27 protein-coding genes are annotated in these 24,689 nt (G+C 67.0%); 18 read left to right on the top strand and 9 right to left on the bottom strand.

Going from position 1 to position 24,689, the window contains the following annotated elements:
• Positions 1–2 precede the first annotated feature (2 nt).
• From ACK4E3_RS02105 to ACK4E3_RS02095, 3 genes are all read right to left on the bottom strand, one after another.
• Positions 3–347 (bottom strand): antibiotic biosynthesis monooxygenase family protein, encoded by a 345-nt coding sequence (locus ACK4E3_RS02105; RefSeq protein WP_409695659.1) that lies wholly within the window; start codon positions 345–347, stop codon positions 3–5.
• Positions 347–1,198 carry an oxygen-dependent coproporphyrinogen oxidase gene (gene hemF, locus ACK4E3_RS02100; RefSeq protein ID WP_409701014.1) on the bottom strand — a complete coding sequence of 284 codons (852 nt, stop codon included), beginning with the start codon at positions 1,196–1,198 and terminating at the stop codon, positions 347–349. Before hemF ends, ACK4E3_RS02105 begins: the two co-directional genes overlap by 1 nt.
• A gap of 61 nt (positions 1,199–1,259) precedes the next feature.
• The gene (locus ACK4E3_RS02095) at positions 1,260–1,730 is read right to left on the bottom strand and encodes a tRNA (cytidine(34)-2'-O)-methyltransferase (RefSeq protein ID WP_409695656.1); all 471 of its coding nucleotides are present in this window, start codon (positions 1,728–1,730) and stop codon (positions 1,260–1,262) included.
• 205 nt (positions 1,731–1,935) lie between these two features.
• On the opposite strand from ACK4E3_RS02095, the gene petA reads away from it, so the two are divergent.
• From petA to ACK4E3_RS02055, 8 genes are all read left to right on the top strand, one after another.
• Positions 1,936–2,487 carry a ubiquinol-cytochrome c reductase iron-sulfur subunit gene (gene petA / locus ACK4E3_RS02090; RefSeq protein WP_409695653.1) on the top strand — a complete coding sequence of 184 codons (552 nt, stop codon included), beginning with the start codon at positions 1,936–1,938 and terminating at the stop codon, positions 2,485–2,487.
• 14 nt (positions 2,488–2,501) lie between these two features.
• Positions 2,502–3,830 (top strand): cytochrome b, encoded by a 1,329-nt coding sequence (locus ACK4E3_RS02085; RefSeq protein ID WP_409695650.1) that lies wholly within the window; start codon positions 2,502–2,504, stop codon positions 3,828–3,830.
• Entirely contained in the window at positions 3,830–4,711 is an 882-nt protein-coding gene (locus ACK4E3_RS02080) for a cytochrome c1 (RefSeq protein WP_409695647.1), read from the top strand. The genes ACK4E3_RS02085 and ACK4E3_RS02080 overlap by 1 nt, the downstream gene beginning before the upstream one ends.
• A 51-nt stretch (positions 4,712–4,762) precedes the next feature.
• Positions 4,763–5,368, top strand: coding sequence for an adenine phosphoribosyltransferase (locus ACK4E3_RS02075; RefSeq protein ID WP_409695644.1), 606 nt, complete (start codon positions 4,763–4,765; stop codon positions 5,366–5,368).
• Positions 5,369–5,463: 95 nt separating this feature from the next.
• Positions 5,464–7,116 (top strand): M28 family metallopeptidase, encoded by a 1,653-nt coding sequence (locus ACK4E3_RS02070; protein ID WP_409695640.1) that lies wholly within the window; start codon positions 5,464–5,466, stop codon positions 7,114–7,116.
• A gap of 91 nt (positions 7,117–7,207) precedes the next feature.
• On the top strand, positions 7,208–8,827 hold the full coding sequence (locus tag ACK4E3_RS02065; RefSeq protein ID WP_409695637.1) for a M28 family peptidase: 1,620 nt from the start codon (positions 7,208–7,210) through the stop codon (positions 8,825–8,827).
• Positions 8,824–9,210, top strand: coding sequence for a RidA family protein (locus ACK4E3_RS02060; RefSeq protein ID WP_409695634.1), 387 nt, complete (start codon positions 8,824–8,826; stop codon positions 9,208–9,210). Before ACK4E3_RS02065 ends, ACK4E3_RS02060 begins: the two co-directional genes overlap by 4 nt.
• A 69-nt stretch (positions 9,211–9,279) precedes the next feature.
• Entirely contained in the window at positions 9,280–9,663 is a 384-nt protein-coding gene (locus ACK4E3_RS02055; protein ID WP_409695631.1) for a hypothetical protein, read from the top strand.
• An 18-nt stretch (positions 9,664–9,681) separates the two neighbouring features.
• On the opposite strand, the gene ychF is transcribed toward ACK4E3_RS02055, so the two are convergent.
• The 3 genes from ychF to ACK4E3_RS02040 all read right to left on the bottom strand — a co-directional run bounded on the left by ychF (position 9,682) and on the right by ACK4E3_RS02040 (position 12,176).
• Complete coding sequence (gene ychF, locus ACK4E3_RS02050; protein ID WP_409695628.1) at positions 9,682–10,779, bottom strand: redox-regulated ATPase YchF; 1,098 nt, start codon at positions 10,777–10,779, stop codon at positions 9,682–9,684.
• Positions 10,780–10,904: 125 nt separating this feature from the next.
• Complete coding sequence (locus ACK4E3_RS02045) at positions 10,905–11,672, bottom strand: pseudouridine synthase (protein ID WP_409695626.1); 768 nt, start codon at positions 11,670–11,672, stop codon at positions 10,905–10,907.
• A gap of 12 nt (positions 11,673–11,684) precedes the next feature.
• Positions 11,685–12,176 (bottom strand): winged helix-turn-helix transcriptional regulator, encoded by a 492-nt coding sequence (locus tag ACK4E3_RS02040; protein ID WP_409695623.1) that lies wholly within the window; start codon positions 12,174–12,176, stop codon positions 11,685–11,687.
• 109 nt (positions 12,177–12,285) lie between these two features.
• Between ACK4E3_RS02040 and ACK4E3_RS02035 the strand changes: the two genes are divergently transcribed.
• The 3 genes from ACK4E3_RS02035 to ACK4E3_RS02025 all read left to right on the top strand — a co-directional run bounded on the left by ACK4E3_RS02035 (position 12,286) and on the right by ACK4E3_RS02025 (position 14,908).
• Positions 12,286–13,122, top strand: a complete 837-nt coding sequence (locus ACK4E3_RS02035) for an acyl-CoA thioesterase (protein WP_409695620.1) — start codon at positions 12,286–12,288, stop codon at positions 13,120–13,122.
• Between the two features lie 86 nt (positions 13,123–13,208).
• Entirely contained in the window at positions 13,209–14,390 is a 1,182-nt protein-coding gene (locus tag ACK4E3_RS02030) for an acetyl-CoA C-acyltransferase (RefSeq protein WP_409695617.1), read from the top strand.
• Positions 14,391–14,446: 56 nt separating this feature from the next.
• Positions 14,447–14,908, top strand: a complete 462-nt coding sequence (locus tag ACK4E3_RS02025) for a YkgJ family cysteine cluster protein (protein WP_409695614.1) — start codon at positions 14,447–14,449, stop codon at positions 14,906–14,908.
• Here the strand turns inward: ACK4E3_RS02025 and ACK4E3_RS02020 are convergent.
• A complete protein-coding gene (locus ACK4E3_RS02020; RefSeq protein ID WP_409695611.1) occupies positions 14,905–15,468 on the bottom strand; it encodes a lipocalin family protein in 564 nt (187 codons plus the stop codon). The genes ACK4E3_RS02025 and ACK4E3_RS02020 overlap by 4 nt on opposite strands.
• Positions 15,469–15,619: 151 nt before the next feature.
• Between ACK4E3_RS02020 and ACK4E3_RS02015 the strand changes: the two genes are divergently transcribed.
• The 6 genes from ACK4E3_RS02015 (at position 15,620) to ACK4E3_RS01990 (ending at position 19,684) form a co-directional block, all read left to right on the top strand.
• Positions 15,620–16,345: an SDR family NAD(P)-dependent oxidoreductase gene (locus tag ACK4E3_RS02015; protein ID WP_409695608.1), complete on the top strand. Its 726-nt coding sequence runs from the start codon at positions 15,620–15,622 to the stop codon at positions 16,343–16,345.
• The gene (locus tag ACK4E3_RS02010) at positions 16,342–16,500 is read left to right on the top strand and encodes a DUF2256 domain-containing protein (RefSeq protein ID WP_409695605.1); all 159 of its coding nucleotides are present in this window, start codon (positions 16,342–16,344) and stop codon (positions 16,498–16,500) included. Before ACK4E3_RS02015 ends, ACK4E3_RS02010 begins: the two co-directional genes overlap by 4 nt.
• Positions 16,497–18,044, top strand: a complete 1,548-nt coding sequence (locus ACK4E3_RS02005; RefSeq protein ID WP_409695602.1) for a cryptochrome/photolyase family protein — start codon at positions 16,497–16,499, stop codon at positions 18,042–18,044. The genes ACK4E3_RS02010 and ACK4E3_RS02005 overlap by 4 nt, the downstream gene beginning before the upstream one ends.
• A gap of 108 nt (positions 18,045–18,152) precedes the next feature.
• Positions 18,153–18,533 carry a MerC domain-containing protein gene (locus tag ACK4E3_RS02000; RefSeq protein ID WP_409695599.1) on the top strand — a complete coding sequence of 127 codons (381 nt, stop codon included), beginning with the start codon at positions 18,153–18,155 and terminating at the stop codon, positions 18,531–18,533.
• Between the two features lie 203 nt (positions 18,534–18,736).
• On the top strand, positions 18,737–19,156 hold the full coding sequence (locus ACK4E3_RS01995) for a response regulator (RefSeq protein ID WP_409701011.1): 420 nt from the start codon (positions 18,737–18,739) through the stop codon (positions 19,154–19,156).
• A gap of 78 nt (positions 19,157–19,234) precedes the next feature.
• Positions 19,235–19,684 (top strand): DUF1036 domain-containing protein, encoded by a 450-nt coding sequence (locus ACK4E3_RS01990; protein ID WP_409695596.1) that lies wholly within the window; start codon positions 19,235–19,237, stop codon positions 19,682–19,684.
• Positions 19,685–19,765: 81 nt separating this feature from the next.
• Here the strand turns inward: ACK4E3_RS01990 and ACK4E3_RS01985 are convergent, their stop codons facing one another.
• On the bottom strand, positions 19,766–21,946 hold the full coding sequence (locus ACK4E3_RS01985; RefSeq protein WP_409695593.1) for a S9 family peptidase: 2,181 nt from the start codon (positions 21,944–21,946) through the stop codon (positions 19,766–19,768).
• A gap of 122 nt (positions 21,947–22,068) precedes the next feature.
• On the opposite strand from ACK4E3_RS01985, the gene ACK4E3_RS01980 reads away from it, so the two are divergent.
• A complete protein-coding gene (locus tag ACK4E3_RS01980; RefSeq protein ID WP_409695590.1) occupies positions 22,069–22,878 on the top strand; it encodes a trypsin-like serine peptidase in 810 nt (269 codons plus the stop codon).
• 3 nt (positions 22,879–22,881) lie between these two features.
• Here the strand turns inward: ACK4E3_RS01980 and ACK4E3_RS01975 are convergent, their stop codons facing one another.
• The gene (locus ACK4E3_RS01975) at positions 22,882–24,663 is read right to left on the bottom strand and encodes an acyl-CoA dehydrogenase (RefSeq protein ID WP_409695587.1); all 1,782 of its coding nucleotides are present in this window, start codon (positions 24,661–24,663) and stop codon (positions 22,882–22,884) included.
• Positions 24,664–24,689 lie beyond the last annotated feature (26 nt).

The raw sequence follows: 24,689 nt of genomic DNA, 5'->3' as shown, positions 1-24,689 counted from the left end.
GCTCAGATCGGCCCGATCAGGCTGCCCGCCCGATAGGTGTGGGGCTGGAATGTCGCCAGCGCCAGAATGGGCCGCATGGCTTCCACCACATCGGGGTGGCGGGTCATGGCCTTCCAGTCCTCGACACTGTGCCAGACCGCATAGTTGGCGACATGCCGGCCATCGAGACCCTTGTGCAGCCGCGCCGAGACAAAGCCGTGCAGCCCGGCCATGACATTGCGGGTCAGATCGTCGAGCAGGGCCATGAGCGCATCCTGACTGGACGGCTCGCAGGTAAAGACATTGATCAGCACGATCGCGCCTTCGGGCACGCTGTCTTCGGGCAGGGGGGGCGAGGGGCTGGCCATCAGGGCCACCTTACCACCGGCGGCATGGAACTGAGGATGGAATCGACATTGCCCCCGGTCTTGAGCCCGAAGGTGGTTCCCCGGTCATAGAGCAGGTTGAACTCGACATAGCGGCCCCGGCGCACAAGCTGCTCCTCGCGCTCGGCCTCGGTCCACGGTTCGCCCATGCGATCGCGCACGATGGCCGGATAAACGTCCAGGAACGCCCGGCCCACATCTTGTGTGAAGGCGAAGTCTCGGGCCTGATCGCCCGAATTGTGGTGGTCGTAGAAGATGCCGCCCACACCGCGCGGCTCGTTGCGGTGGGGCAGGAAGAAATACTCGTCGCACCACGCCTTGTAGCGGGCATGCCAGCTTGGGTCGTGGGCGTCACAGGCGGCCTTGAGGGCGCCATGGAAGCGCACGGCATCGGGCGCGCCCTGGTCACGCTGGGAGCCCAGCAGGGGGGTCAGGTCGGCGCCGCCCCCGAACCAGCTTCGCGTGGTGGTGATATAGCGTGTGTTCATGTGCACGGCAGGCACGCGGGGGCTGCGCATATGGGCGATCAGGCTGATGCCCGTGGCATAGAAGCGAGGGTCGTCGGCCGCGCCCGGAATGGTGCTGGCGAACTCGGGCGAGAAGGTGCCGAACACGGTCGACACATGCACCCCGACCTTCTCGAACAGGCGGCCATGCATCATCGACATCACCCCGCCGCCGCCGTGGCCCTCTTCGCGCTGCCAGGGCGTGCGCTCGAAGCGCCCCGCATCGCCCGAGTAGAGATCGGCAGGGGCCTCGTCCTCAAGGGCCTCGAAGGCGGCGCAGATGGAGTCCCTCAGGCTCTCGAACCATTGCCGGGCCTGACCGCGCATGGGATCGGCGGGCAGGGCAGCGAGAAAATCGGCGGCATCGGCGCTGGGCTGGGTCATGGGGCTATGTCGCGGCAACGGCCCGGGCAGGCAACCTGTCAATCTGGCGCAGGGCCTCGAAGGTAGCCACGGCGGCCGAAGTGGCCAGATTCATCGAGCGCGCGCCGGGCATCATCGGAATGACGAGGCGCGCATCGGCGGCGGCATGGACGAAATCGGGCACGCCCGCGCTCTCGCGGCCCATCAGCAAGGTGTCGCCGGGCTCGAAACAGAATCGCTGGAGCGGCACGGCCGCGCGCGTGGTCATCAGCACCAGCCTGCCGGGCTGCCGATCGCGCTGGAATTGCTCCCAGTCGCCATGGACGCGCATGTGCGACAACGGGCCATAGTCCAGCGCCGCACGCTTCATCGCGCGGTCGTCAAGCCTGAAAGCACAAGGCTCTATGACGTCCAGACCCACACCCAGACAGGCAGAAAGGCGGATACATGCCCCCACGTTCTGTGGAATGTCAGGTTGAAAAAGCGCGAGCCTCATTCTAGAGCCCTTGTCAACGCGCGGCCCGGGGGCTCGTCGCGGACTGGTTTGGTGTGCCATCCTCGCGCGATGGCTTACATCTTGCGGCGATCCGTCGCAAAGCCGGTTCGGGCTCCACCCCCGGTTTTCGCATAGACTTTGACGTCGTCGGTGACGCCTGGCCCCTCCGGGTCATGAGCCGTCTCCGCCCTGCAGAGGTGAACCTGTGACCGAAGTGGTCTCCAACGGCCCCGAAGGCCCCGGCGAGGAGCACGACGCGACCCGCCGCGATTTCATCCACATCGCCGCCGGCGCGGCGGCTGTGGGCGCAGGCGCGATGGTCGCCTGGCCGCTCATCAACCAGATGAACCCCGCTGCCGACACTCTCGCCCTGGCCTCGATCGAGTTCGACCTGACCAAGGTGCTTGAAGGCCAGCAGGTCGTCGTGCTGTGGCAGGGCAAGCCGGTGTTCGTGCGCTATCGCACGCCCGAGGAAATCGCCCGCGCGCGCGCTGACGACAATGCCAGCCTGCCCGACCCGCAGACCGATGCCGAGCGCGTCAAGCCGGGCAACGAGCAGTATCTGATCCTGGTGGGTGCCTGCACGCACCTGGGCTGCGTTCCGACGTTCGGCACCGGGGATTACGGCGGCTGGTTCTGCCCCTGCCACGGCTCGCACTACGATGTGTCGGGGCGTATCCGCAAAGGCCCGGCGCCGACCAATCTGGTCGTGCCCGATTACGAGTTCCTCTCTGATACGCGCGTGCGCATCGGCTGACCGGCGGAAAATCCATGAGCGCTCACGAATCCACCTACGTCCCCAAGACCGGCTTCGAGCGCTGGCTCGACCAGCGTCTGCCGATCATCCGCTTCGGCGCCGATTACATGGCCCTGCCGACGCCGAAGAACCTGAACTACTGGTACACCTTCGGTGCCATCCTGATGCTGTGCCTGGTGATCCAGATCATCACCGGTGTGGTGCTGGCCATGCACTACCAGCCCAATACCGAAATGGCCTTCGCCTCGGTCGAGCGCATCATGCGCGACGTCAACGGCGGCTGGCTGATCCGTTATGTGCACTCGAACGGGGCCTCGATGTTCTTCATCGCGGTCTACATCCACATGCTGCGCGGCCTCTACTACGGCTCCTACAAGGCGCCGCGCGAGATGATCTGGATCCTGGGTGTCGTGATCTTCTTCCTGATGATCGCCACGGCCTTCCTCGGCTATGTGCTGCCCTGGGGTCAGATGTCGTTCCACGGCGCGGTGGTTATCACCAACCTGATCGGTTCGATCCCCGTGGTCGGCGGTCCGATCCTGACGTGGCTGCAGGGCGGCCCGGCCATCGACAATGCGACGCTGAACCGCTTCTTCTCGCTGCACTATCTGCTGCCGTTCGTGATCCTCGGCGTGGTGGTGCTGCACCTGTGGGCGCTGCACACGGCCGGCCAGAACAACCCGGTCGGCATCCTGATCCCGAAAGAGCGCGTGGCCAAGGACACGGTGCCCTTCCACCCCTACTACACGGTCAAGGACGGCTTCGCGATCCTGGTGTTCATGCTGCTGTTCGCCTGGTTCGTGTTCTTCATGCCCAACGTGCTGGGCCATGCGGACAACTACATCCCCGCCGATCCGCTGGTGACGCCCGCGCACATCGTGCCCGAGTGGTATCTGCTGCCGTTCTACGCGATCCTTCGCGCCATCCCCGACAAGTTCGGCGGCGTGGTGGCCATGTTCGCGGCCATCGGGGTGATGTTCGTGCTGCCGTGGCTGGACACCTCCAAGGTGCGCTCGCTGCGCTATCGCCCGATGATGCGCGTGTTCTTCTTCATCTTCGTGGCCAATGCCTTCGTGCTCGGCTGGTGCGGGGCCATGCTGCCCGACGCGCCCGTGGTGCCCGGCATGCCCAGCTTCGTGCTGCTGGACGGCCAGCTGAACAGCTATCTGTGGCTGACGCGCCTGGCGACGCTCTACTACTTCGCCTTCTTCCTGGTGATCATGCCGTGGGTGGGCCTGAAGGAAGTGCCACTGCCAAGGCCCAAGTCCATCTCCGAGCCCGTGCTCGCCGGACCCGACGCCGCGCCCGCCCCGGCCGTTGCCGCGCCCGAGAAGAAGGGCTGATGAGGATGACCATGCGCAACTTCACCTCCCGTCTGGCCAAGCCCCTGTCGGTGGCGGTCGCCGCTGCGGTGCTCGGCCTGGCCAGCGGCCCGGCCATGGCTGCCGGGGGTGCCAAGCATCCCGAGCGCGCCGGTTTCTCGTTCGAGGGACCGTTCGGCACCTTCGACCAGGCCCAGCTTCAGCGCGGCTATCGCGTCTATCGCGAGGTCTGCGCCGCGTGCCACGGCATGAACCTGCTCTCGTTCCGCAATCTGGGCGAGCGCGGCGGGCCGTTCTGGGACAGCCGCTATCCCAACCCGAACGACAACCCCTATGTCCGCACCATCGCGGCAGAGTTCGAGATCGCCGACATCGACAGCGAGACAGGCGAGGAAATCTTCCGTCCCGGCATTTCGTCGGACGGTTTCCCCGAGCCCTATCCGAACCGCACCGCCGCTGCTGCCGCCAACGGCGGGGCACCGCCGCCGGACCTGTCGGTCATGGCCAAGGCGCGCCATGACGGGGCCAACTACATCTACTCGCTGCTGATCGGCTATGGTCAGGTGCCTGCGGGCCTCGATGTGCCGACCGGCCTCTACTACAACCCCTACTTCCCCGGCGATGTGACGCCGTTCTGGAGCGGTGATCCCGAGCACGTGCCCTATGGCGGGTTCCTCGCCATGGCCCAGCCGCTGCGCGATGGCCAGGTCACCTATGACGACGGTACCGCGGCAACCGTGGACCAGATGTCGCGCGACGTGGCGGCCTTCATCGCCTGGGCCTCCGACCCGCGCGCGACCGAGCGCAAGCAGACGGGACTGGCCGTGTTCCTCTATCTGCTGATGTTCGCCGGCCTGACCTACGCCAGCTATCGGCGCATCTGGAAGGGCGTCGCCCACTGAGGCGGCGCTCCTCCGGCACCCTCGCGCAGGAGTGCCGGACGACAAGTTGTGATGACTGGACCCGCCGGTGTGTGCTTCACTCCGGCGGGTTTTTCATGGGCCGCGGGAGGCGCGAAGGTGGAGCCGGTGCTGGACCTCAGGGACTATGTGCGCACCATCCCGGACTATCCGAGGGCGGGCATCCAGTTTCGCGACATCACCACCTTGCTGGGTCACGCCGGAGCGATGCGCCATGCGGTCGAGCACATGAGCGCGCCGTTCCGCTCGGCAGGCATTACCCATGTGGTTGGCATAGAGGCGCGCGGCTTCATCCTTGGCGGTGCGGTGGCCGTGGCGCTGGAGGCGGCCTTCGTGCCTCTGCGTAAGCCGGGCAAGCTGCCCCACGTCACCACGGCCCAGACCTATGAGCTGGAATACGGCACCGATGCGCTGGAGATGCACATCGATGCGCTGTCGCCGGACTGCCGCGTTCTCATCGTCGATGACCTGATCGCCACGGGCGGCACGGCGCTGGCCGCCGTCACCCTGGCGCGGCGCTCTGGCGCAGAGGTGACGGGGGCGGCCTTCGTTATCGACCTGCCCGAACTGGGCGGATTGCAGCGCGTGGCCGAGCAGGGGGTGCGCGCCGAGGCCCTGATTGCCTTTGACGGCCACTGAGCGCGGATCGCCCCTGACATTGGCGTGACAGGTCAAAATTGAGCCGCTAGGGTTCGCCAACCTCAGAACCGACCGTCCAAGCAGAAGGTAGCTTCATGCGTCATATTCCCCGTCTCGCAGCGTTTGCGGCTGCCATCGCCCTGCCGGTGATGTCGGTGGCCGCCGTGTCCGACCCCGCCATCAATGCCGAGCGCCTCGAAGCCAATATCCGCGAGCTGGCCAGCGACGAGTTCCAGGGCCGCGCCATAGCCACGGAAGGCGAGCGCATGACTGTGGAGATGCTCACCCGCGCCTTTGCCGAGGCGGGCTTCGAGCCGGGCGGAGAGAACGGCGGCTGGACCCAGACCGTGACCCTGCGCCGCTTCGAGGTAGCCAACACAAGCGCCAGCATCACCGTCGGCGACTGGAACCGCCCGCTGGTTCAGGCCGAGGACGTGGTGATCTCGACGCGCCTGCCCAACGAGCACGTCAGTCTGAACAACCTGCCGCTGGTCTTTGTCGGCTATGGCACCACCGCGCCCGAGCGCGACTGGGACGATTTCAAGGACGTGGACGTCACCGGGCGCATCATCGTGGTGCTGGTCAATGACGCCGACTTCGAGCAGCCCGAGCTCAACACCTTCGGCGGGCGCGCCATGACCTATTACGGGCGCTGGACCTACAAGTATGAGGAAGCCGCGCGGCGCGGTGCTGCGGGCGTGCTGATCGTCCATGAGACCGAGCCGGCGTCCTATGGCTGGGCCACCGTGGCCAACAGCTGGACTGGTCCCCAGTTCGACATCGTTCGCGAGAACCCGGCCGCGGAGCGCGTGCCGCTGGAAGGCTGGATCCAGCGCGACCTGGCCGTGGAGCTGTTCCAGCGCGCCGGTCTCGACTTCGAGGCGCTCAAGGTCGAGGCGCGCTCGCGCGACTTCCGCCCCGTGGTGCTGGAAGGCGCCAGCCTCTCGGCCAGCTATGGCGTCAGCACCGACACCATCCAGACCGACAATGTCATCGCGCGCCTGCCTGGCAGCCGCTATCCGAACGAGACCATCCTCTACACCGCTCACTGGGATCACCTCGGCGTGGTCGAGCGCGAGGACGGCACGGTCGAGATCTTCAATGGCGCCGTGGACAACGCCACCGGCACCGCCGCCCTGATCGAGGTGGCCCACCACTTCGCCAGCGGCCCGCGCCCCGAGCGCTCCATCGTGCTGATCGGCTTCACTGCCGAGGAAAGCGGCCTGCTGGGCTCGGAGTTCTATGCTGCCAACCCGGTGTGGCCGCTCGAGACCACGGTGACGGGTTTCAACATGGACGCCATGAACGTCTATGGCCGCACGACCGACCTCAACATCAACGGCTATGGCCAGTCCGCCGACATGGACAACCGCCTGCGTGCCGCCGCCGCACAGCAGGACCGCACCATCGCCCCTGATACGCGCGCGGCTGCGGGCATCTATTTCCGCTCCGACCACTTCCCGCTGGCCAAGCGCGGCGTGCCGATGGCCTATGCGGGCGGCGGCATCACCTTCCGCGAAGAGCCTGTCGCCCTGCGCGAGGAACTGCGGGCCGAATATGGCCGCGACCGCTATCACCAGGTCGGTGACGAGTGGGATGACCGCTATGACCTCAGCGGCATGATCGAGGATCTGGAGCTGTTCATCCGCATCGGTCAGGATCTCGCCAACAGCCGCGACTGGCCGCAGTGGAGCGAGTCTTCCGAGTTCGGACCGGCCCGCGCGCCCTCTGCGGCGGCGCGCCAGTAAGAGCTGCCTCAAGGGGCGCGAGCGAGCCGAGGCTCCCGCGCCCCTTTTCTTTGTCCGGGTGCTTCTGCCCGATGCGAAAGTCTGATCCTCCATGCTGAAGACCTCCCGCCCGCACCTGATCAAGCGCAGCCTGATTGTCGCCGTCGCAATGCTGCTGGCCGTGCCGGTGGCCGCGCAGGACTTCTCGACCCAGCGCCTGTCCGACGGCGTGCGCGAGATCGCTTCCGATGCCTACGGCGGGCGCTGGCCCGGCACGGAAGGCGAGCGCCTGACCCTGGAGTGGCTGCGCACTCAGTATGAGGCCATCGGCCTGGAGCCCGGAGGCGAGAACGGCAGCTGGTATCAGGAAGTCACCTTGCAGCGCATCACGCCTGCGCGCGAGGCTACGGCGCGCTGGCGCGGCAATGGCGGGCAGGGCGGCGCGCTGCGCCTGTCTGACGGCCTGGCCCTGCGCGCGCTGGCCAGCGGCCGCTATCAGGGCGAGGGCGTGCCGGTCGTGTTCGCCGGGTACGGCATCCATGCGCCCGAGCGCGGGTGGGACGACTATGGTGATGTGGATGTGCGCGGCGCGGTGGTCATCGTCATGGGCGGCGAGCCCGACTTCGGCACCGGCTTTCCGACCTTCTACCGCAATGCCCGCCACAAGGAGGCCGAGGCCGTGCGGCGCGGTGCGGTCGGCCTGATCACGCTTGTGCCCGTGAACGCCAGCGCCTCCAACTGGCAGCAGGGCTCGCGCCAGGCTTCCTCGACGCGCACCACGGTGCCGGGGCTGAACAGCGTTCCCCTAACGGGCATCGTTGCACGCGACCTGTTCGACCGATGGGCCAGCGCAGCCGGGCTGAGGGGCGGTGATCTGGTCGCCGCCGTATCCAGCGGAGGTTTCCGTGCCGTGCCGCTTGAGGGCGTCAGCCTGTCAGCGGACGTGGAGGAGTCCATCGAGACCCTGACCACCAACAACTTCGTCGCGCGCATCCCCGGCACCGATCTGGCCGACCAGACCATCGTGTTCTCGGCGCACTGGGACCACGTGGGCGAGCGCGGCGGCCAGATCTATAACGGTGCCTGGGATAATGCCACGGGCACGGTCGGACTTGTCGAGATGGCGCGCGAGCTGAAAGCCGCAGGCGCCCCCCGGCGCACCATCGTCTTCCTGCACGTCACCGCCGAGGAGCAGGGCCTGCTGGGCGCGTTCTACTACACGCTCAATCCGCTCTATCCGCTCGAGACCACGGCGGCGAACATCAACATCGACATGCTGCCCCTCTCGCCGCCCACGCGCGATCTGCAGATCTTCGGCTATGGGCAGAACACTCTGGAGGACGATCTGGCGGTGCTGGCGGCAGAGCAGGGCCGCGTGATCACCGATGACGGCCAGCCCGAGCAGGGGTTCTATACCCGCTCCGACCACTTTGCCTTTGCCGTGCGCGGCGTGCCCGCTCTGATGCCCTGGCACGGGGTCGACTGGGTCGAGGGCGGGCGCGAGGCTGGCCTGCGCGCCTATGACCAGATGTTCCGCGCCAACTATCATCAACCCAGCGACATCTGGACGCCTGATCTGGACTTCCGCGCGGCGGTTCAGAACCTCGAGCTGCTGTATCGGCTGGCGCTGGACCTGGCCAACTCGGAGCGCTGGCCGCAGTGGAAGCCGGGCTCGGAATACGCGGCCACCCGTGCGCTCAGCGACGACCAGCGCCGCCAGGAACCCAGGTGACGCGCATCACTCCGATTTCCGCTGAAGGCTCCCCGCCGGTGCAGGGTGCCTATCCTCAAGCCGCTTTGGTCGAGGGGGCGACGCGCTGGCTGTTCATCTCGGGTCAGGTGCCGGTCGCGCCCGATGGCACCGTGCCCGATGACTTCGAGGGCCAGTGCCGTCAGGTGTGGGCGAACCTGCGCGCCCAGCTCGACGGCGCAGGCATGGGCCTCGACAATCTGGTCAAGGTCACGACTTACCTGGCCGATCGCAGCCATGCCCTGACCAATCGCGCCGTGCGCCTCGAGATGCTGGAGGGCCGCCAACCTGCCCTGACGGTCATCATCACGGGCCTGTTCGAGCAGGGCTGGATGGTCGAGATCGAGGCCGTGGCCGCGGCCTGAGTGCTGGGAGCGAACCGCGCAGGCGCTGAGGCGTTCCGCTGCACAGGCAATTCTGTCAGGACTGTTCTCATGCCGCGTCTTTTTGTTTCCGTTTCGGCTGTCTGCCTCGCGCTGGCGGCCTGCACCGATGCGCCCAGCGGCGCGCCGGAGCCTGCGCCCCGGCTCGCCTTTGTCGGCACATGGGCCGCCGATGCCCAGTGGTGTGCCAACACGGCCATGACCACGGACCGCGTGCCCGTGCGCATCAGTGAGACGCGCTTCGAGGGCTATGAGAACAGTTGCGATATCATCGCGCTGGATGAGACCGGGGAGGGCTGGGATGCCCAGATGATCTGCATGGCAGAGGGCATGGAATACCGCCACACCGTGCGCATGGTGGCTGACGGCGACACGCTGCGCCTCACCTATCTGGAGCGCGGCACCGACCCGATCATGCTGGTGCGCTGCGATTAGGGCCGCAGCCCTTCCGGTTCAGGTATTGAACAGGAAGTGCATCACGTCGCCATCCTTGACGACATAGCTCTTGCCCTCGGCGCGCAGCTTGCCGGCCTCGCGCGCACGCGCTTCGCCGCCCAGGGCGACATAGTCGTCGTAGGCGATGGTCTCGGCGCGGATGAAGCCCTTCTCGAAATCGGTGTGGATCACCCCGGCGGCCTGAGGTGCCGTGGCGCCCACGGGAATGGTCCAGGCGCGCGCTTCCTTGGGGCCGACGGTGAAATAGGTCTGCAGGCCCAGCAGGGCATAGGCCTCGCGGATCAGGCGGTTGAGGCCCGGCTCCTCCAGCCCCATGGTCTCAAGAAACTCGGTGCGCTCCTCGGGCTCCAGCAGGGCGATCTCGGATTCGATGCGCGCCGAGATGACCACCGAGTTGGCGTTGTCGGCGCGCGCGCGCGCGGCCACGGCGTCGGACAGGGCATTGCCCTTGTCGGCTGACGCCTCCTCGACGTTGCAGACATAGAGCGCGGGCAGGGAGGTCAGAAGCTGGAGCATCTGCCAGCCCTTCTCGTCTTCCTTCGAGATGTCGGCGGTGCGCGCGGGCTTGCCCTCGCGCAGCTTCTCCAGCGCAAGGTTCATCAGGCGCAAGGTGGCCTGGGATTCCTTGTCGCCGCCCTTGGCGCGCTTCTCGACCTGCACCACGCGGCGCTCAAGGCTCTCCAGATCGGCCAGCATCAGCTCGGTCTCGATGATCTCGAGGTCCGAGAGCGGATCGACGCGGCCCTCGACGTGGGTGATGTCGTCATCCTCGAAGCAGCGCGCGACAAAGGCCACCGCATCGCAGTCGCGGATATTGGCCAGGAACTGATTGCCGAGGCCCTCGCCCCTGGACGCTCCGCGCACCAGCCCCGCCACGTCCACAAAGGTGATGCGCGCGGGAATGATCTCCTTCGAGCCCGCGATGCGCGCCAGGGTGTCGAGGCGCGCCTCGGGCACGGCCACGTCGCCGGTATTGGGCTCGATGGTGCAGAAAGGATAGTTGGCAGCCTGGGCCGCAGCGGTCTGGGTCAGGGCGTTGAACAGGGTGGACTTGCCGACATTGGGCAGGCCGACGATGGCGACTTTGAGCGACATGGAGAGACTTTCACCCGGTCAGGCAGGCAGGAAGGGGAGGCGAGGGCGGCGCGCGCCATCAGCGAGGGCGTGGCTTTAGCCCATAGCAGACGCCCTGTCAGCTTCGGTGGTCGATCAGCCGGCCATCAGCCGCCTGAGGCCGCGATCAGGCGCTCACGCTCCTGTGCGCTCAAGCTCCGCCAGCGCCCCTCGGGCAGGTCGCCCAGTTCCAGCGGCCCGATGCGATGGCGAAAAAGATCGATGACGCGCAGGTCCACCAGCTCGCACATGCGCCTGATCTGGCGATTGCGCCCTTCGGTGAGCGTGAAGCTGAGGGTCTGGGCCGTCAGGCGGGTGACGATGGCGGGCTTGAGGCGGCGCCCGTCCAGCTCCAGCCCGTGACGCAGTCGCGACAGCTTTTCCGGCGTGATCTGGCCGCGCACGATCACGCGATACTGCTTGTCGAGGCGCGACTGCGGCCCGATCAGCGCCTTGGCCAGGACGCCATCGTCCGACAGCAGCAGCAGGCCGCGCGAATCCTTGTCCAGTCGCCCCAGCGGGGGCAGCGAGGCATCGGAAGGGGGCACGGGCGCGTCGTCATGGCGGCGCTCACGCGTCAGCAGGCGCGCGGCAGGCACATCGCCGGGCTCGGGCTGTCCCGAGACATAGCCCACCGGCTTGTGCAGCAGGATGCAGAAGCTGCTGGACAGGGTGGTGGTCGCCTCGTCGGCGAGGGTCAGGGTCTGGCCCGGTCCGATCTTGCGCCCGGCATCGGTGACACGCTCGCCGTCGATGCTGACCAGACCGCGCGCGATCAGGGCCTCGGCCTCGCGGCGCGAGCAGACCCCGCTCTGGGCGAGCCACTTGTTGACCCGCTGGGGCTCGGGCCCGTCGTATCGGCGCGTGAAGGACATGGAGCGTGGACGTCAGGCCGCTTCTTCGCGGGTCAGCACATCGCCCACGGTGGGCTTGTCGTCGCGGCGCACCACGTCGATGTCGGTCGGAGCGACGATCTCTCCGCAGGAGGCGCAGGCGATGCGCGGATCGAGCGGTGCGCCGCAAGGCCGATGGGTCAGGACCACGCCCGCATCGCAGTCGCCGTAGAGATGCTTCTGGCCCCAGTCGTGAAGGGTCAGCAGCACGGCATACAGATCCTTGCCCTTGTTCGTCAGCACATATTCGTTGCGCGGTGGGCGCTCGGAATAGAGGCGCGGTTCCAGCACGCCATGGGCCACCAGGGTCTTGAGGCGGGCGGCCAGCACGTTGCGTGCGACACCGAGGCGCTCCTGCCACTGCTCAAAGCGACGCACGCCCTGAAAGGCATCGCGGATGACCAGCAGGGTCCACGGATCACCGATCACCTCCAGGGTGGCGGCAATCGAACAGCTCTGGCGCGAATAGTCGGCGGTACGTCCCATGGCCCTAAAGTGCCCTTGCGTCAGCCTGATTACAAGTGGGTTGCGTTTTAAGATGCAGTCGGCATGGTGTGCCCCATAAGTGATCGCAGTTCAGGAACGGGATGGGGCAATGAGCACACTCATGCAGTCCTACGACGAGGCCATCACCCTGACGCCTGCGGGCGAGGGCACGCTGGAAGCGACCCTGACGGGCGATTTCTCCAATGCGCCCATCGCCGCTCCGCCCGAGGCCGGACCACCGTTCGGCGGCATGATCGCAGCGCTGGCGGCGGGCGCGATGCGACAGGGCCTTGGCCTCGAGGTGCCATTGCAGAGCCTGAGCGTTCAGTATCTTTCCGCCTCGCGCTACGGCCAGCCCCTGCGCTTCATGCCGCGCCTGCTGCGGGGCGGACGTACGGTCAGCTACAGCGCGCTGGACGTGTATCAGGGGCCGCGCCAGACCCATCACGCCACTGCCACCTGGGGCCAGAGCGCGGACGGACCGGTCATCACCCCGCTGGCAGAGCGGCCCCCCGCCCTCGACAGCCTTGACCCCGCCCGCCAGCTGGATGGCGGAATGTCACCGCGCTTCACCCGGCACGTGGACTATCGCTTTGCCGACGGACCGAACCTGTTTGGCGGCAATGCCGGTCGCGCGCCGGTCGAGCGGGTCTGGATGCGGATGAAACAGGGCGGGGCACTCGATCATGGACGGCTGTGCTATCTGCTCGATGCGCTGTACCCGCCGTCCTGGACCGCCCTGGCCTCGCCGCCCATGATGACGACGGTGGACCTGCGCTATGATTTTCTCTGTGCCGATCCTGGCGCGAAAGCCCCTGACGGCTGGGCGTTCTTCACCTTTTCCATGCTGGACCTGGGCAGCGGCTGGACGGTGGACGAGGTACTCTGCCACAGCGCTGACGGCACGCCCCTGGCCCTGTCGCGCCAGCGCCGCAAGCTGCTCTAGAGTGCGGCGCGCGCTTGCATGACAGGGGCCAGCGCCCCTATGTCAGCCCCGTCCGATCCATTGTGTTCATTGTCGAGAGCCGCACCATGTCCGATCCCATCGTGATCTGTTCCTTTGCCCGCACGCCCATGGGCGGCTTTCAGGGTGCCCTGGCCGGGGTCAAGGCGACCGATCTGGGGGCGGCAGCGGTCAAGGCGGCCGTGGAACGCGCCGGGGTCGAGCCCGCGCGGCTAGAACAGATCTTCATGGGCTGCGTGCTTCCCGCCGGTCTCGGCCAGGCGCCAGCTCGACAGGCGGCTCTGGGCGCAGGGCTGACGCTGGGCATCGAAGCCACCACGGTGAACAAGATGTGCGGATCGGGCCTTCAGGCCGCGATCATGGCGCACGACGCGCTGCGGGCGGGCTCGGCGGAGCTGATCGTGGCGGGCGGCATGGAGAGCATGACCGGCGCGCCCTATGTCATGGCCAAGCACCGCGGCGGTGCGCGCATCGGCCACGACGTCATCTCGGACAGCATGTATCTGGACGGGCTGGAGGACGCCTACACGCCCGGCAAGCTGATGGGCGCCTTTGCCGAGGATACGGCGCGCCACTATCAGTTCACGCGCGAGGATCAGGACGCCTATGCCATCGAGAGCCTGAGCCGCGCGCGCCGGGCGACCGAGCAGGGCGACTTCCGCGACGAGATCACGCCGGTCGAGGTCAGCACCCGCAAGGGCAGCGTCACGGTCGATCAGGACGAGCAGCCCATGAAGGCCGATCCGGCCAAGATTCCCGCTCTCAAGCCTGCCTTTGCCAAGGACGGCACCATCACCGCCGCCAATGCCAGCTCGATCTCGGACGGGGCGGCGGCTCTGGTCATGACGCGCGAGAGCGTGGCGCGGGCGCTGAACCTGCCCGTCGTGGCGCGCATTGCCGCCCATGCCGCTCACGCTCACGAGCCCGGACAGTTCACCACCGCGCCGGTGCCGGCCATGCGCAAGGCGCTCGATCGCGCAGGCTGGAGCGCTTCGGACGTGGACCTGTGGGAGGTCAACGAGGCCTTTGCCGTGGTCGCCATGATCGCCATGCGCGAACTTGAGATCGATCATGCGCGGCTGAACGTGAACGGCGGAGCCTGCGCGCTGGGCCACCCCATCGGTGCCTCGGGCGCGCGCGTGCTGGTGACGCTGCTGGCGGCACTGAAGGCTCACGGCAAGTCGAAGGGCATGGCCAGTCTGTGCATCGGCGGCGGCGAGGCCGTGGCCATGGCCGTCGAGATGGCGTGATCGGTCCTGCTCACCTGAGCCATGGCCAAACGCGCGCGGCGCTCTAAACTCGGCGCGTGAGCGAGCCTGCATCCTCAGCCCAGATGACGGCCGCCGCCGCGAGCCCTGCGCGCGGCTGCGAGGGCTGTGGCCTGTGCTGCAAGATCATGGGCGTGAACGAGATCGAAAAGCCGCCCCATCGCTGGTGCAGCCATTTCTCGAAGCGCGGCGGTTGCGCCATCTATGAGACCCGCCCCGGCGCGTGCCGGGCCTTCAACTGTCTTTGGCTGCTGACCGAGGCGCTCGGCCAGGAGTGGCGGCCGGACCGGGCAGGTTTCGTGCTGCACACCGAGCTGTCGGGCCAGCGCCTGATCGTCGAGACCGAGCCGTCCCGCCCCAATGCATGGCGCAAGGCACCCTTCGAGGCCGCGATCAGGGCCTGGGCCTCATCGGGGCTGGAGGTGATGGTGTTCTGCGGCGCAAGCGGCCTTCGCCTGCTCGCCAGCGGGGCGGAGGTGCCGGTCCGGCGCAAGCTCTAGTCGCGGCGCTGGCTCTGGTCGTGGCGAACCGGGCGCAGCAGGCTCAGGTCATAGCCTAGCGCGCGGGCGCGGGACTCGATGGTCTGGCGCGTGGCCGGCGCGGGCTCGGGCGTGCGGGACAGCAGCCACAGAAAACGGCCCGAAGGCTCGCCCACGATCGCCCAGCTGTAGTCGTCCGCCCGGTCCAGCACCCAGTAGTCGCCAAAGAAGAACGGTCCGAAGAACGAGACCTTGAGCCGGGCATTGCCGCTGCCCTCGATCACCCGCGCCCGGCCCTCGGCGATGCGCTCCCGCCCGTCCACCAAACAGCGGTTGGTTACGCCGATCAGGCCGTCGGGGCGGCGGGTATAGGTGGCGGTGGTGTTCTCGCACCCGCGCTCGAAGCTGTTTTCGTAGCGGGCCAGCTCGAACCAGGTGCCCGCATAGCGATCGAGATCGACGCTGACGCGCGGCTGGGGCACAGAGGCATTTCCCACCGGCCCGGACACGAGCGAGACGCAGGCTGACAGGCTCAGGGTCATGATCAGGCCCATGACCAGAATGGTGAGGTCTTTTCGCATGAACGGGCTCTCGCGATGCTGGTCCGCTGACCAATAGGGGCGGGAGGGCTAACCGCACGGCACCGCAGCCGGTTCCAGAGCTGTCTTGAGGCAAGAGTGCGTCTTGCGGGGCCGTGCTGCAACGCCCACCTGCACGGGGCAGGAGGTGGTCATGCAGGAATCTGTGGATGCGGCAGTGCTGCCCGAGAGCCACACGCCATTTCCTCCCGGCGGCGTCGCGGTTGTGGCGGGGGCGGGGGGCGGCATCGGGTCGGCGCTGGCCGACCTGCTGGAGGCGCAAGGCGCGTTCGCAAGGGTGGTGCGCCTCTCGCGGCCCCACTTCGACCTGCTGGACGAGGCCAGCATCATCCGCTGCATGGGCGCCATCCATGGCGAGATGCGGCTGGTCCTTGATGCCACGGGCTTTCTGCATGATGAGCGTTTCCGCCCCGAGCGCAGCCTTGCCGAGCTGGATGCCGAGCATCTGGCCCGTGCCTTTGCGATCAATGCCAGCGGCCCCGCCCTGCTGATGAAACATGCGCTGCCCCTGCTGGCGGGCGAGGGCAAGGCCGTGTTCGCCAGCCTGTCCGCGCGGGTGGGCAGCATCGGCGATAACCGTCTGGGCGGCTGGTATGCCTATCGCGCATCCAAGGCGGCGCTCAACCAGCTTTTGCGCACGGCGGCGGTGGAGACGGCAAGGCGGCGAAAAGAGACGATCATCGCCGCCCTTCACCCCGGCACGGTCGAGACGAAGCTGTCCGCCCCCTTCGCTAGATCGGGGCTGAAGGTGCGTCCTGCCGCCGAGGCCGCCCGCGATCTGTGGGAGGTGCTGCTGCGCCTGCGGCCCGGGCACAGCGGCGGCTTCTGGGACTGGCAGGGCGAGGCGGTGCCCTGGTGACGCACGCCAAGCTCACGCTGCCCAGCAAGGTGTGCCTGCACTGCCAGCGACCCTTCGTCTGGCGCAAGAAGTGGAAGCGCGACTGGGAGCAGGTGAAGTTCTGCTCGCGCCGCTGTGCCGGCGAGGCCCGTCGCACGGCGAGGACCGCGACATGAGCACGCTGAGAATCGTTCTGGGCGACCAGCTCTCGCGCGGCCTCTCGGCCCTGTCCGATCTGGACACGGATGCGGACACCGTCCTGATGATGGAGGTGGCGAAGGAGGGCACCTATGTGCGCCACCACAAGCAGAAGATTGCCCTGATCCTTTCGGCCATGCGCCACTTCGCCGAGGATCTGCGCGAGCGCGGCGTGAATGTCGACTATGTGCGGCTCGACGATGCGGATAACACCGGCACCTTCACCGGCGAGCTGGAGCGCGCCGTCGCGCGCCACAACCCCGAGCGCATCATCCTGACAGAGCCGGGCGAGTGGCGGGTCGAGCAGATGATCGGGGATTGGCGTGAAAGGTTTGATGCCGAGATCATCGTGCGCCCCGATCAGCGCTTCTTTGCCAGCCGTGATCGCTTTGCCCAATGGACGCGGGGGCGCAGGCAGTGGCGCATGGAGCATTTCTATCGCGAGATGCGCCGCGAGCACGACATCCTCATGGACGGCGATCAGCCCGAAGGCGGGCGCTGGAACTTCGATGCCGAGAACCGGCGCAAGCTGCCCGCCGGTCATGCTCTGCCCCATCGCAGGCGCTTTCGCCCTGACGGGATCACCGCCGAGGTGCTGGCGCTGGTGGGCGCGCGCTTTGCCGATCATCCCGGTCGTCTGGAGCCGTTCGGCTGGCCGGTGACGCGCACCGAGGCTTTGGCGGCGCTGCGCCATTTCATCGAGGAGGCCCTGCCGTCATTCGGAGACTATCAGGACGCCATGAAGCGCGGCGCGCCCTTCGTCTATCACTCTCTGCTCTCGCCAGCCCTGAACATCGGCCTGCTGGAACCGCGCGAGGTCTGCGAGGCAGCGCTCAAGGCCTGGCGCGAGGGCCATGCGCCGCTCAATGCCGTCGAGGGCTTCGTGCGCCAGATCCTGGGCTGGCGCGAATATGTGCGCGGTGTCTACTGGACGCTGATGCCGGACTATGCGCAGAGCAACGCGCTTGAGGCCGAGCGTCCGCTGCCCGACTTCTACTGGACCGGCGAGACGCCCATGCGCTGTATCAGCGAAGCGGTCGGCCAGACCATGGACCACGCCTATTCTCACCACATCCAGCGCCTGATGGTCACGGGCAATTTCGCGCTTCTGGCCGGAATCAGCCCCCGCCAGGTCGAGCGCTGGTATCTGGCCGTCTACGCCGATGCCTTCGAGTGGGTCGAGATGGCCAACACGCTGGGCATGGCGACCTTTGCCGATGGCGGGCGCATGGCCAGCAAGCCCTATGCGGCCTCGGGTGCCTACATCGACAGGATGTCGGATTTCTGCGGGCGCTGCGCCTATGATGTGAAACAGAAGTCCGGCCCCGACGCCTGCCCCTTCAACCGGCTCTACTGGGCGTTCCTGATCCGCAACGAGGAAAGGCTGAAGGACAATCCGCGCCTGGCCATGCCCTATCGCACGCTCAAGGCTTGGGAGGCCGCTCGCCGCCGCGAGATCGTGGCCGATGCCGAACAGTTCCTTTCCACGCTGAAAGGTCATGAGTGGAACGAGGCGGGCTGAGGCGACCTGCGGCGATTTATCGGCCCGGCCCCACTTGAACGAAGTGTTATCATGTAACATATCTCGTGGACTGTGACTGACCATCCGCCCCCGTCCGCGAACCCCTCCATGGCCCGCTATCCTTCGCTTGATGCTGCCGCGATAAGCCTGTCCGGCCTTTGCCTGGCACACTGTCTGGCCCTTCCGCTGCTCGTGGTGGCGCTGCCCGTGCTTGGCACCATCGCCCAGGCCGAGTGGCTGCACTGGAGCTTTGTGGCGCTTGCTGTGCCCGTGTCTCTGGCGGCATTTCATCGCGCGGGCCGGCGTGCCGTACTGGCCAGCTGCATGGCTGTCGCAGGGCTGGTGTTCCTGATCATGGGCGCTGCGGGCTGGCCTCAGCCGCATCTGGAAGTTCCGCTGACCGTGGCGGGCAGCCTGATTCTGGCCGCAGCGCACCTGCTCAACTGGCGTCGCATCGTTCGCGCCCACCGCGCCGTCGCAGTCGCCTGACAGGGACCGGGCAGGGCGGTCCTGTTCTTCTTGCCCGCAATGAGCGATCCGCGGGGGATTTTCGCGCCTTGCCCTAATTGTGTACGGTTTCGAACAGAAACAGGGTAAACCCGCGTGGATTTGCAATCGCGCCCGGTCTGGATTACCGGCTCGGCGCGTACGATTGATCGGATAGTGCGTTGCCTGCCTCAGATATTCTGCGTGTGCTCATCGTCGAAGATCAGCCCATGACGGCTGTGGCGCTGACCATGATCGTCAGCGATGCCGGTTGCGAGGTGGTGGGCACGGCCATCGATGCCACCGGTGCCCTGAACAAGGCCCGAGGCACCCATGTCGATCTCGCCTTCGTGGACGTGAACCTGACCGACGGGATCTCCGGCCCCGATGTGGCGCGGGACCTGATTCAGGAGCACGGGGCGTCGGTCATTTTCATCACGGCCAATCCCGAGCAGGTTCCCGCCAACATGAACGGGGCACTGGGCTGCATCTCCAAGCCTTTCGACGAGGATACGGTGTTCGAGGTGATCGGCTTCGTGCGCCGCTATCTGCATGAAGGGGTCATCGGCGCCATACCCCGCAGGATGCGGCCCGCGCCCTGGATTCCGCTGCCGCCGCGGCGCTGATCCCCCCGGAAGAGGGGGTTTTTGCAAAACAATGTTCTTGAGAACATACTGTCCAACAGGGGTTTGGAGGACAGAAGCATGAAAGCGATCCGCACATCGTGTGCGCTGGTGCTGGGTGTGGCTGCGGCGGCGGCACCGCTCGCGGGCATCACCCCGGCGGCCGAGGCGCGCCAGGCCAGTGTGACCATTCGGGTGTGTAACAACACCAACAACACCGCCCTCGTGGCCCTCAGCTACATTCCAGTGGGCGAGAGCCGGTTCCTGAACCGGGGCTGGCTGCGTGTCGGGCCGCGCCAGTGCCAGAACCTGGCGACGACGGGGAACCGCAACTTCTACGGCTATGCCGAGGTGGACGGAAACTCGAACCTCAGGTGGGGCGGCAACTTCAACCTGTGCGTTCAGTATCCGGGGCCGTATCGCTTCTATTCGACGGGCTCCAGCTATTGTGCGTCGGGCCAGTCCCTGGTCGGCTTCCGCGCCATCCGCGCTGACCACGAGGGCGTGTTCACCTGGAACCTGAACTACTGATCGGCTGACAGCGCATCCTGCCGGGCGTAAGGGCCGGAGAGTCGCCGCTCCGGCCCTTTCGCGTGGCTTTCCGGGCTGTTCTCAGGCCTGCTGCCATCCCCGCTCGACGGCCCAGATGGCAAAGGCATAGTCGAAGGCGATCTCCTTGAGGAAATCGAACCGGCCCGAGGCTCCGCCGTGTCCGGCCTCCATGTTGATCTTGAGCAGCACCGGATTGTCCGAGGTGGTGCGGGCGCGAAGGCGCGCGACCCACTTGGCGGGCTCCCAGTAGGTCACGCGCGGGTCGGACAGACCACCGGTGGCCAGAATGGCCGGATAGGCAAGCGCGCCCACATTGTCATAGGGGCTGTAGCTGGCGATGTAGTCATAGGCCGCCTCGTCCTCGAGCGGATTTCCCCACTCGGGCCATTCGGGCGGGGTGAGGGGCAGGGACGTGTCGCTCATGGTGTTCAGCACGTCCACGAACGGCACGGCCGCGATGATGCCTGCCCAGAGGTCCGGGCGCATGTTGGTCACAGCGCCCATAAGCAGGCCGCCCGCCGACCCGCCATAGGCACACACCTTGCGGCGGTCTCCGAAACCGTTGGCCAGCAGATGCTCGGTACAGGCGATGAAGTCGGTGAAGGTATTGATCTTGCGATCCTTGCGACCGTCCTCGAACCAGCCGCGTCCCTTTTCCGAACCGCCCCGGATGTGCGCCGTCGCCCAGACCCAGCCGCGGTTGACCAGCGACAGGTTGCGGATCGAGAAGTTGGGCTCCATGGCAAAGCCGTAGGAGCCATAGCCATAGACCATCAGGGGTGCCGTGCCGTCGATGGGCGTCGAGCGCAGGGCCAGCACCGTGATCGGCACCTCGGCACCGTCGCTGGCGGTGGCATAGAGGCGGTGAACGACATAATCCTCGGGGTTGTGGCCTGACGGGATTTCCTGACGCTTGCGCAGTGTCTCCTGGCGGGTCACGACGTTGTAGTCGTAGGTCTCCACCGGCGTGCTGGGCGAGGTATAGGTGTAGCGCAGGATGTCGGTCTCGTACTCGTAACCGCTGGAGTAGCCGAGCAGATAGGCGTCCTCGTCCTGGGCGATCTCGTGCTCGCTGAGGTCTGCCTTGCGGGTGATGACGATGCGCGTGTTGGCATTGACGCGCTCGCGGCGCACCAGATGGTTGGCGAAGGCCGTCACCTCCATGATGAAGATGCCGGGGCGGTGCCCGATCCATTCGCGCCAGCCCGACCGGCCGGGGTTGGCCGCATCGGCCCACATCAGCTTGAAGTCCGTCGCGCCATCGTCGTTGGTCTGCACCACGAAGCGATCGCCCCAGTCTTCCAGACTGTAGAGAACACCCTCGCGGCGCGGCTCGACCAGGCGCGGCGCGCGCGTCGGCTCGCTGGCCGGGATCAGGTGAACCTCGCTGGTTTCCTGATTGGCGACGGTGATCATCAGCCACTGGCGCGACTGGGAAAGGCCCACGCCGATGAACATTCCCGGATCGCGTTCCTCATAGACCAGCTCGTTCTCGGCGCTGCCGACGCGGCGGCGATAGATGCGCGCGGGGCGGCCGTTCTCGTCGCGCCACGTCCAGAAAAGCCACTGTGAGTCCGGCGTCCAGGTCAGGTCGCCGTACCCTGCGTCGATGGCATCGGCGAGCACCTCGCCCGAGGCCAGATCCTTGATGCGGATGGTGTAGTATTCCGAACCCTGCCTGTCCTCGGCCCAGGCGTAGAAGCGATGGTCGGGGCTGTGTCCGGCCGCATTGATCTCGAAATAGTCGTGGCCCTCGGCCATCTGGGCGACATTGATCAGCACCTGCTCGCCGTCTGTGCGCCCGCGCGGACGGCGCGCGTGGATCGGGTGCTGGGCGCCCGTCTCGTAGCGCACATAGTATTCCCAGTCGCCATCGGGGGCAGGGACCGAGGAGTCGTCCTCGCGGATGCGCCCGCGCATCTCTTCGAAGATGGTGTTCTGCAAGGTCTCGGTCGGCGCGAGCATGGCGCGCGTGTAGGCGTTCTCGGCATTGAGATGATCGCGTATGTCCGCCCGCAGCACGCCCGGATCGCGCATGACCTGCTGCCAGTTCTCGTCCTTCATCCAGTGATACTCGTCGATGCGGGTGCGACCGAGCTGGGTGATGGTGTGCGGCTCCTGACGGGCCACGGGCGGCACGGGCATTCGGCTGGCTCCACTGGATTGGCGGGCGAGAGCGTGGCCGGACGCCGCCAGGGAGGCGGTCGCGGCCACGGAGGCGATCAGTTCTCTGCGGTTCATGGAAGAATCTCGATGACGATGCGGTGGGCAAACTTGTGCAGACGGCCAAGCTCGCGTCAAATGAAGCTTGCGAAAGGGCCAAATGAGGGCGCGAGCCCCCAGTGCCTTGAGTTTCCGGTGCCTTGAGTTTCGAGGGGAATGCGGTGTTCGATCTTGCGGTGCCGGCATGGGACATGACCGTGCATTTCATCAATGCGACGGTGCAGATCGACCAGCCGCTGGGCGATGGCACGCGCACCGTGGGCACGGGCTTTCTGCTTCAGGCCCCCCGCGCCGATGGCAGCCCGCGCGTGGTGCTGGTCACGGCGGCGCACGTCCTTGACCGGATGCCCCACAACGAGATGCGCGTGGGCTGGCGCTTCGCCCAGGCGGACGGCTCGTGGCAGTATTCTCCCGCCCAGGTCCGCATCCGCGACAATGGCCTCGCCCTGTGGACCCAGCATCCCGAGCGCGACATCGCGGTGATGGAGGTCAGCGCGCCAGAGCCCTTTGCCGGTGCCGCCCTGCCGCTGGGCTGGCTGGCCGATGAGCACACCTTCGAGCGCGCCCAGGTCGGACCGGGCGACGAGGTCATGGCGCTGGGCTATCCGCGCGGGCTGTCTGCCAACCGTGCCGGTTTTCCGATCCTGAGGTCGGGGCGGATCGCGTCCTATCCGCTCTCGCCCATCGAGGCATTTCCGACCTTTCTCATCGACTTCACCGTGTTTCCCGGAAACTCTGGCGGGCCGGTGTTCTTTACGGCGGGCACGCGCAGGCGCGACGGGCGCACCGAACTGGCCCATCCGTTCATAGCGGGCATCATCACCCGTCAGGTCGAACTGAACGCCGAGCGCCTCGAGATAGGCGTGGTGGCCCATGCCCTCTATGTGCGCGAGGCCGTGGCCCTGCTGGATCAGGCCCAGGCCTGGCAGGGCGCCTACTCGGGCGACTGAGGCCTATTGCGCCGCCAGCACCTCGGGCGTGAAGCGGGACAACAGTTCGCCGCCCTGACCGATGGCGGCAAGACGCGACGAGGCATGGCCCAGCACATTGGCGGCATAGGCCTCATAAAGCGATATGCGGCTCTCCAGCCAGGGATCGTTCTCGCCTGCATCCAGACGCGCGCGCGCGGCCAGTGCCCCCTTGGCCAGCAGCCAGCCGCCCGTCACATCGCCCATCAGCTTCAGATAGGGCTCTGCCGCCGCCAGCACGTCGGCACCCGCCTCGGGATCCTTCTTGCGATCCAGCAGCCACAAGGTGGCGTCTTCGGCGGCCTGCACCGCAGCGGTGAGGCGCTCCAGCGGCTTGCCCGAGAACAGGCCATGCAGGGGCACCAGTGTCTCGCGCATCTCGCGGATCAGGGCGATGGCCGCAAGTCCGCCGTCCTGTCCGAGCTTGCGGCCCACAAGGTCCATGGCCTGAATGCCGTTGGTGCCCTCATAGATCGGGGCAATGCGCGCATCGCGGTAATGCTGGGCAGCGCCCGTTTCCTCGATGAAGCCCATGCCGCCGTGAATCTGCACGCCCAGGGACGCCACCTCGCAGCCCACATCCGTGGACCAGGCCTTGGCGATGGGGGTCAGGATGTCCTCGCGGCGCTTCCAGTCGGCTCGCGCGTCCTCTGGCGCATGGCGGGCCTGATCGGCGGCGACCGCACACGACAGGCAGATGGCCCGCGCCGCCTCGATCTTCGCCTTCATCAGCACCAGCATCCGGCGCACATCCGGGTGATCGAAGATCGGGGCATTGGCCTCGCCCGTCCACACCGAGCGGCCCTGCCGGCGGTCGACGGCATAGGCGAGGGCCTGCTGATAGGCGCGCTCCGCGATGGCCACGCCCTCGACACCGACGGCCAGGCGCGCGGCATTCATCATGGTGAACATATGTGCCAGCCCCTCGTTGGGGCGGCCCACCAGCTCGGCTCTCGCATCCTCATAGGCCATTACGCAGGTGGGCGAGGCGTGAATGCCCAGCTTGTGCTCCACGCTGACGGGACGGAAGCTGTTGCGCGCGCCCAGGCTGCCGTCCTCGTTCACCAGAAACTTGGGCGCAAGAAACAGCGAGATGCCGCGCGATCCGGGCGGCGCGTCGGGCAGGCGCGCCAGCACGAGATGGACAATGTTGTCCGTCATGTCGTGGTCGCCCCAGGTGATGAAGATCTTCTGGCCGCTGAGGCGGTAGGTGCCGTCGCCGTTCGGCACCGCCGTGGCGTTCAGGGCTCCGAGGTCCGAGCCCGCCTGCGGCTCGGTCAGCACCATGGCCCCGGTCCATTCGCCCGACACCAGTCTGGTCAGATAGCGTTCCTGCTGTTCCGGTGTGCCGTGGGCCTCCAGCGCCTCGATGGCCGCCTGGGAGAGCATGGGGCACAGGCCAAATGCCATGTTCGCGGCATGGAAGGCCTCGAAGGCGGCCAGTTCCAGGGCCTTGGGCAGGGCCTGACCGCCCCAGCGGGCGGGAGCGGCAAGGCTGAGCCAGCCGCCCTCGGCGAACTGGCGATAGGCATCGGCAAAGCCCGGCGCGGCGCGCACGGCTCCGTTGGCGCAGGTCGAGCCCTCGCGATCCCCTATGGTGTTGAGCGGTGCCAGAACCTCGCTGGCGAACTGTCCCGCCGCATCCAGAACCGCCTGGGCCAGATCGGGGTCGTAGTCGGGATAGGCGCCCGTCTCCACCAGAGCAGGCAGGTCCGCGACCGCCTCAAGGCAAAAGCTCAGTTCCCGCACGGGCGCGCGATAGGTCATGGGCTAGGCTCCTGAAGCTGAGGGCG

The sequence above is a fragment of the Brevundimonas sp. genome, assembly GCF_046299595.1.
Lineage (GTDB): Bacteria > Pseudomonadota > Alphaproteobacteria > Caulobacterales > Caulobacteraceae > Brevundimonas.
Note: the sequence above shows the minus strand (reverse complement) of the source record. Positions and strands in the feature narration are given on the sequence as shown.

Excerpts from the sequence above, each read along its gene's own strand:
- ACK4E3_RS02105 (WP_409695659.1), bottom strand. The coding sequence starts at position 347 with ATGGCCAGCCCCTCGCCCCCCCTGCCCGAAGACAGCGTGCCCGAAGGC.
- hemF (WP_409701014.1), bottom strand. The coding sequence starts at position 1,198 with ATGCGCGGTCAGGCCCGGCAATGGTTCGAGAGCCTGAGGGACTCCATC.
- ACK4E3_RS02095 (WP_409695656.1), bottom strand. The coding sequence starts at position 1,730 with ATGAGGCTCGCGCTTTTTCAACCTGACATTCCACAGAACGTGGGGGCA.
- ACK4E3_RS02085 (WP_409695650.1), top strand. The coding sequence starts at position 2,502 with ATGAGCGCTCACGAATCCACCTACGTCCCCAAGACCGGCTTCGAGCGC.
- ACK4E3_RS02080 (WP_409695647.1), top strand. The coding sequence starts at position 3,830 with ATGAGGATGACCATGCGCAACTTCACCTCCCGTCTGGCCAAGCCCCTG.
- ACK4E3_RS02075 (WP_409695644.1), top strand. The coding sequence starts at position 4,763 with ATGACTGGACCCGCCGGTGTGTGCTTCACTCCGGCGGGTTTTTCATGG.
- ACK4E3_RS02070 (WP_409695640.1), top strand. The coding sequence starts at position 5,464 with ATGCGTCATATTCCCCGTCTCGCAGCGTTTGCGGCTGCCATCGCCCTG.
- ACK4E3_RS02065 (WP_409695637.1), top strand. The coding sequence starts at position 7,208 with ATGCTGAAGACCTCCCGCCCGCACCTGATCAAGCGCAGCCTGATTGTC.
- ACK4E3_RS02055 (WP_409695631.1), top strand. The coding sequence starts at position 9,280 with ATGCCGCGTCTTTTTGTTTCCGTTTCGGCTGTCTGCCTCGCGCTGGCG.
- ychF (WP_409695628.1), bottom strand. The coding sequence starts at position 10,779 with ATGTCGCTCAAAGTCGCCATCGTCGGCCTGCCCAATGTCGGCAAGTCC.
- ACK4E3_RS02045 (WP_409695626.1), bottom strand. The coding sequence starts at position 11,672 with ATGTCCTTCACGCGCCGATACGACGGGCCCGAGCCCCAGCGGGTCAAC.
- ACK4E3_RS02040 (WP_409695623.1), bottom strand. The coding sequence starts at position 12,176 with ATGGGACGTACCGCCGACTATTCGCGCCAGAGCTGTTCGATTGCCGCC.
- ACK4E3_RS02035 (WP_409695620.1), top strand. The coding sequence starts at position 12,286 with ATGAGCACACTCATGCAGTCCTACGACGAGGCCATCACCCTGACGCCT.
- ACK4E3_RS02030 (WP_409695617.1), top strand. The coding sequence starts at position 13,209 with ATGTCCGATCCCATCGTGATCTGTTCCTTTGCCCGCACGCCCATGGGC.
- ACK4E3_RS02020 (WP_409695611.1), bottom strand. The coding sequence starts at position 15,468 with ATGCGAAAAGACCTCACCATTCTGGTCATGGGCCTGATCATGACCCTG.
- ACK4E3_RS02015 (WP_409695608.1), top strand. The coding sequence starts at position 15,620 with ATGCAGGAATCTGTGGATGCGGCAGTGCTGCCCGAGAGCCACACGCCA.
- ACK4E3_RS02005 (WP_409695602.1), top strand. The coding sequence starts at position 16,497 with ATGAGCACGCTGAGAATCGTTCTGGGCGACCAGCTCTCGCGCGGCCTC.
- ACK4E3_RS02000 (WP_409695599.1), top strand. The coding sequence starts at position 18,153 with ATGGCCCGCTATCCTTCGCTTGATGCTGCCGCGATAAGCCTGTCCGGC.
- ACK4E3_RS01990 (WP_409695596.1), top strand. The coding sequence starts at position 19,235 with ATGAAAGCGATCCGCACATCGTGTGCGCTGGTGCTGGGTGTGGCTGCG.
- ACK4E3_RS01985 (WP_409695593.1), bottom strand. The coding sequence starts at position 21,946 with ATGAACCGCAGAGAACTGATCGCCTCCGTGGCCGCGACCGCCTCCCTG.
- ACK4E3_RS01975 (WP_409695587.1), bottom strand. The coding sequence starts at position 24,663 with ATGACCTATCGCGCGCCCGTGCGGGAACTGAGCTTTTGCCTTGAGGCG.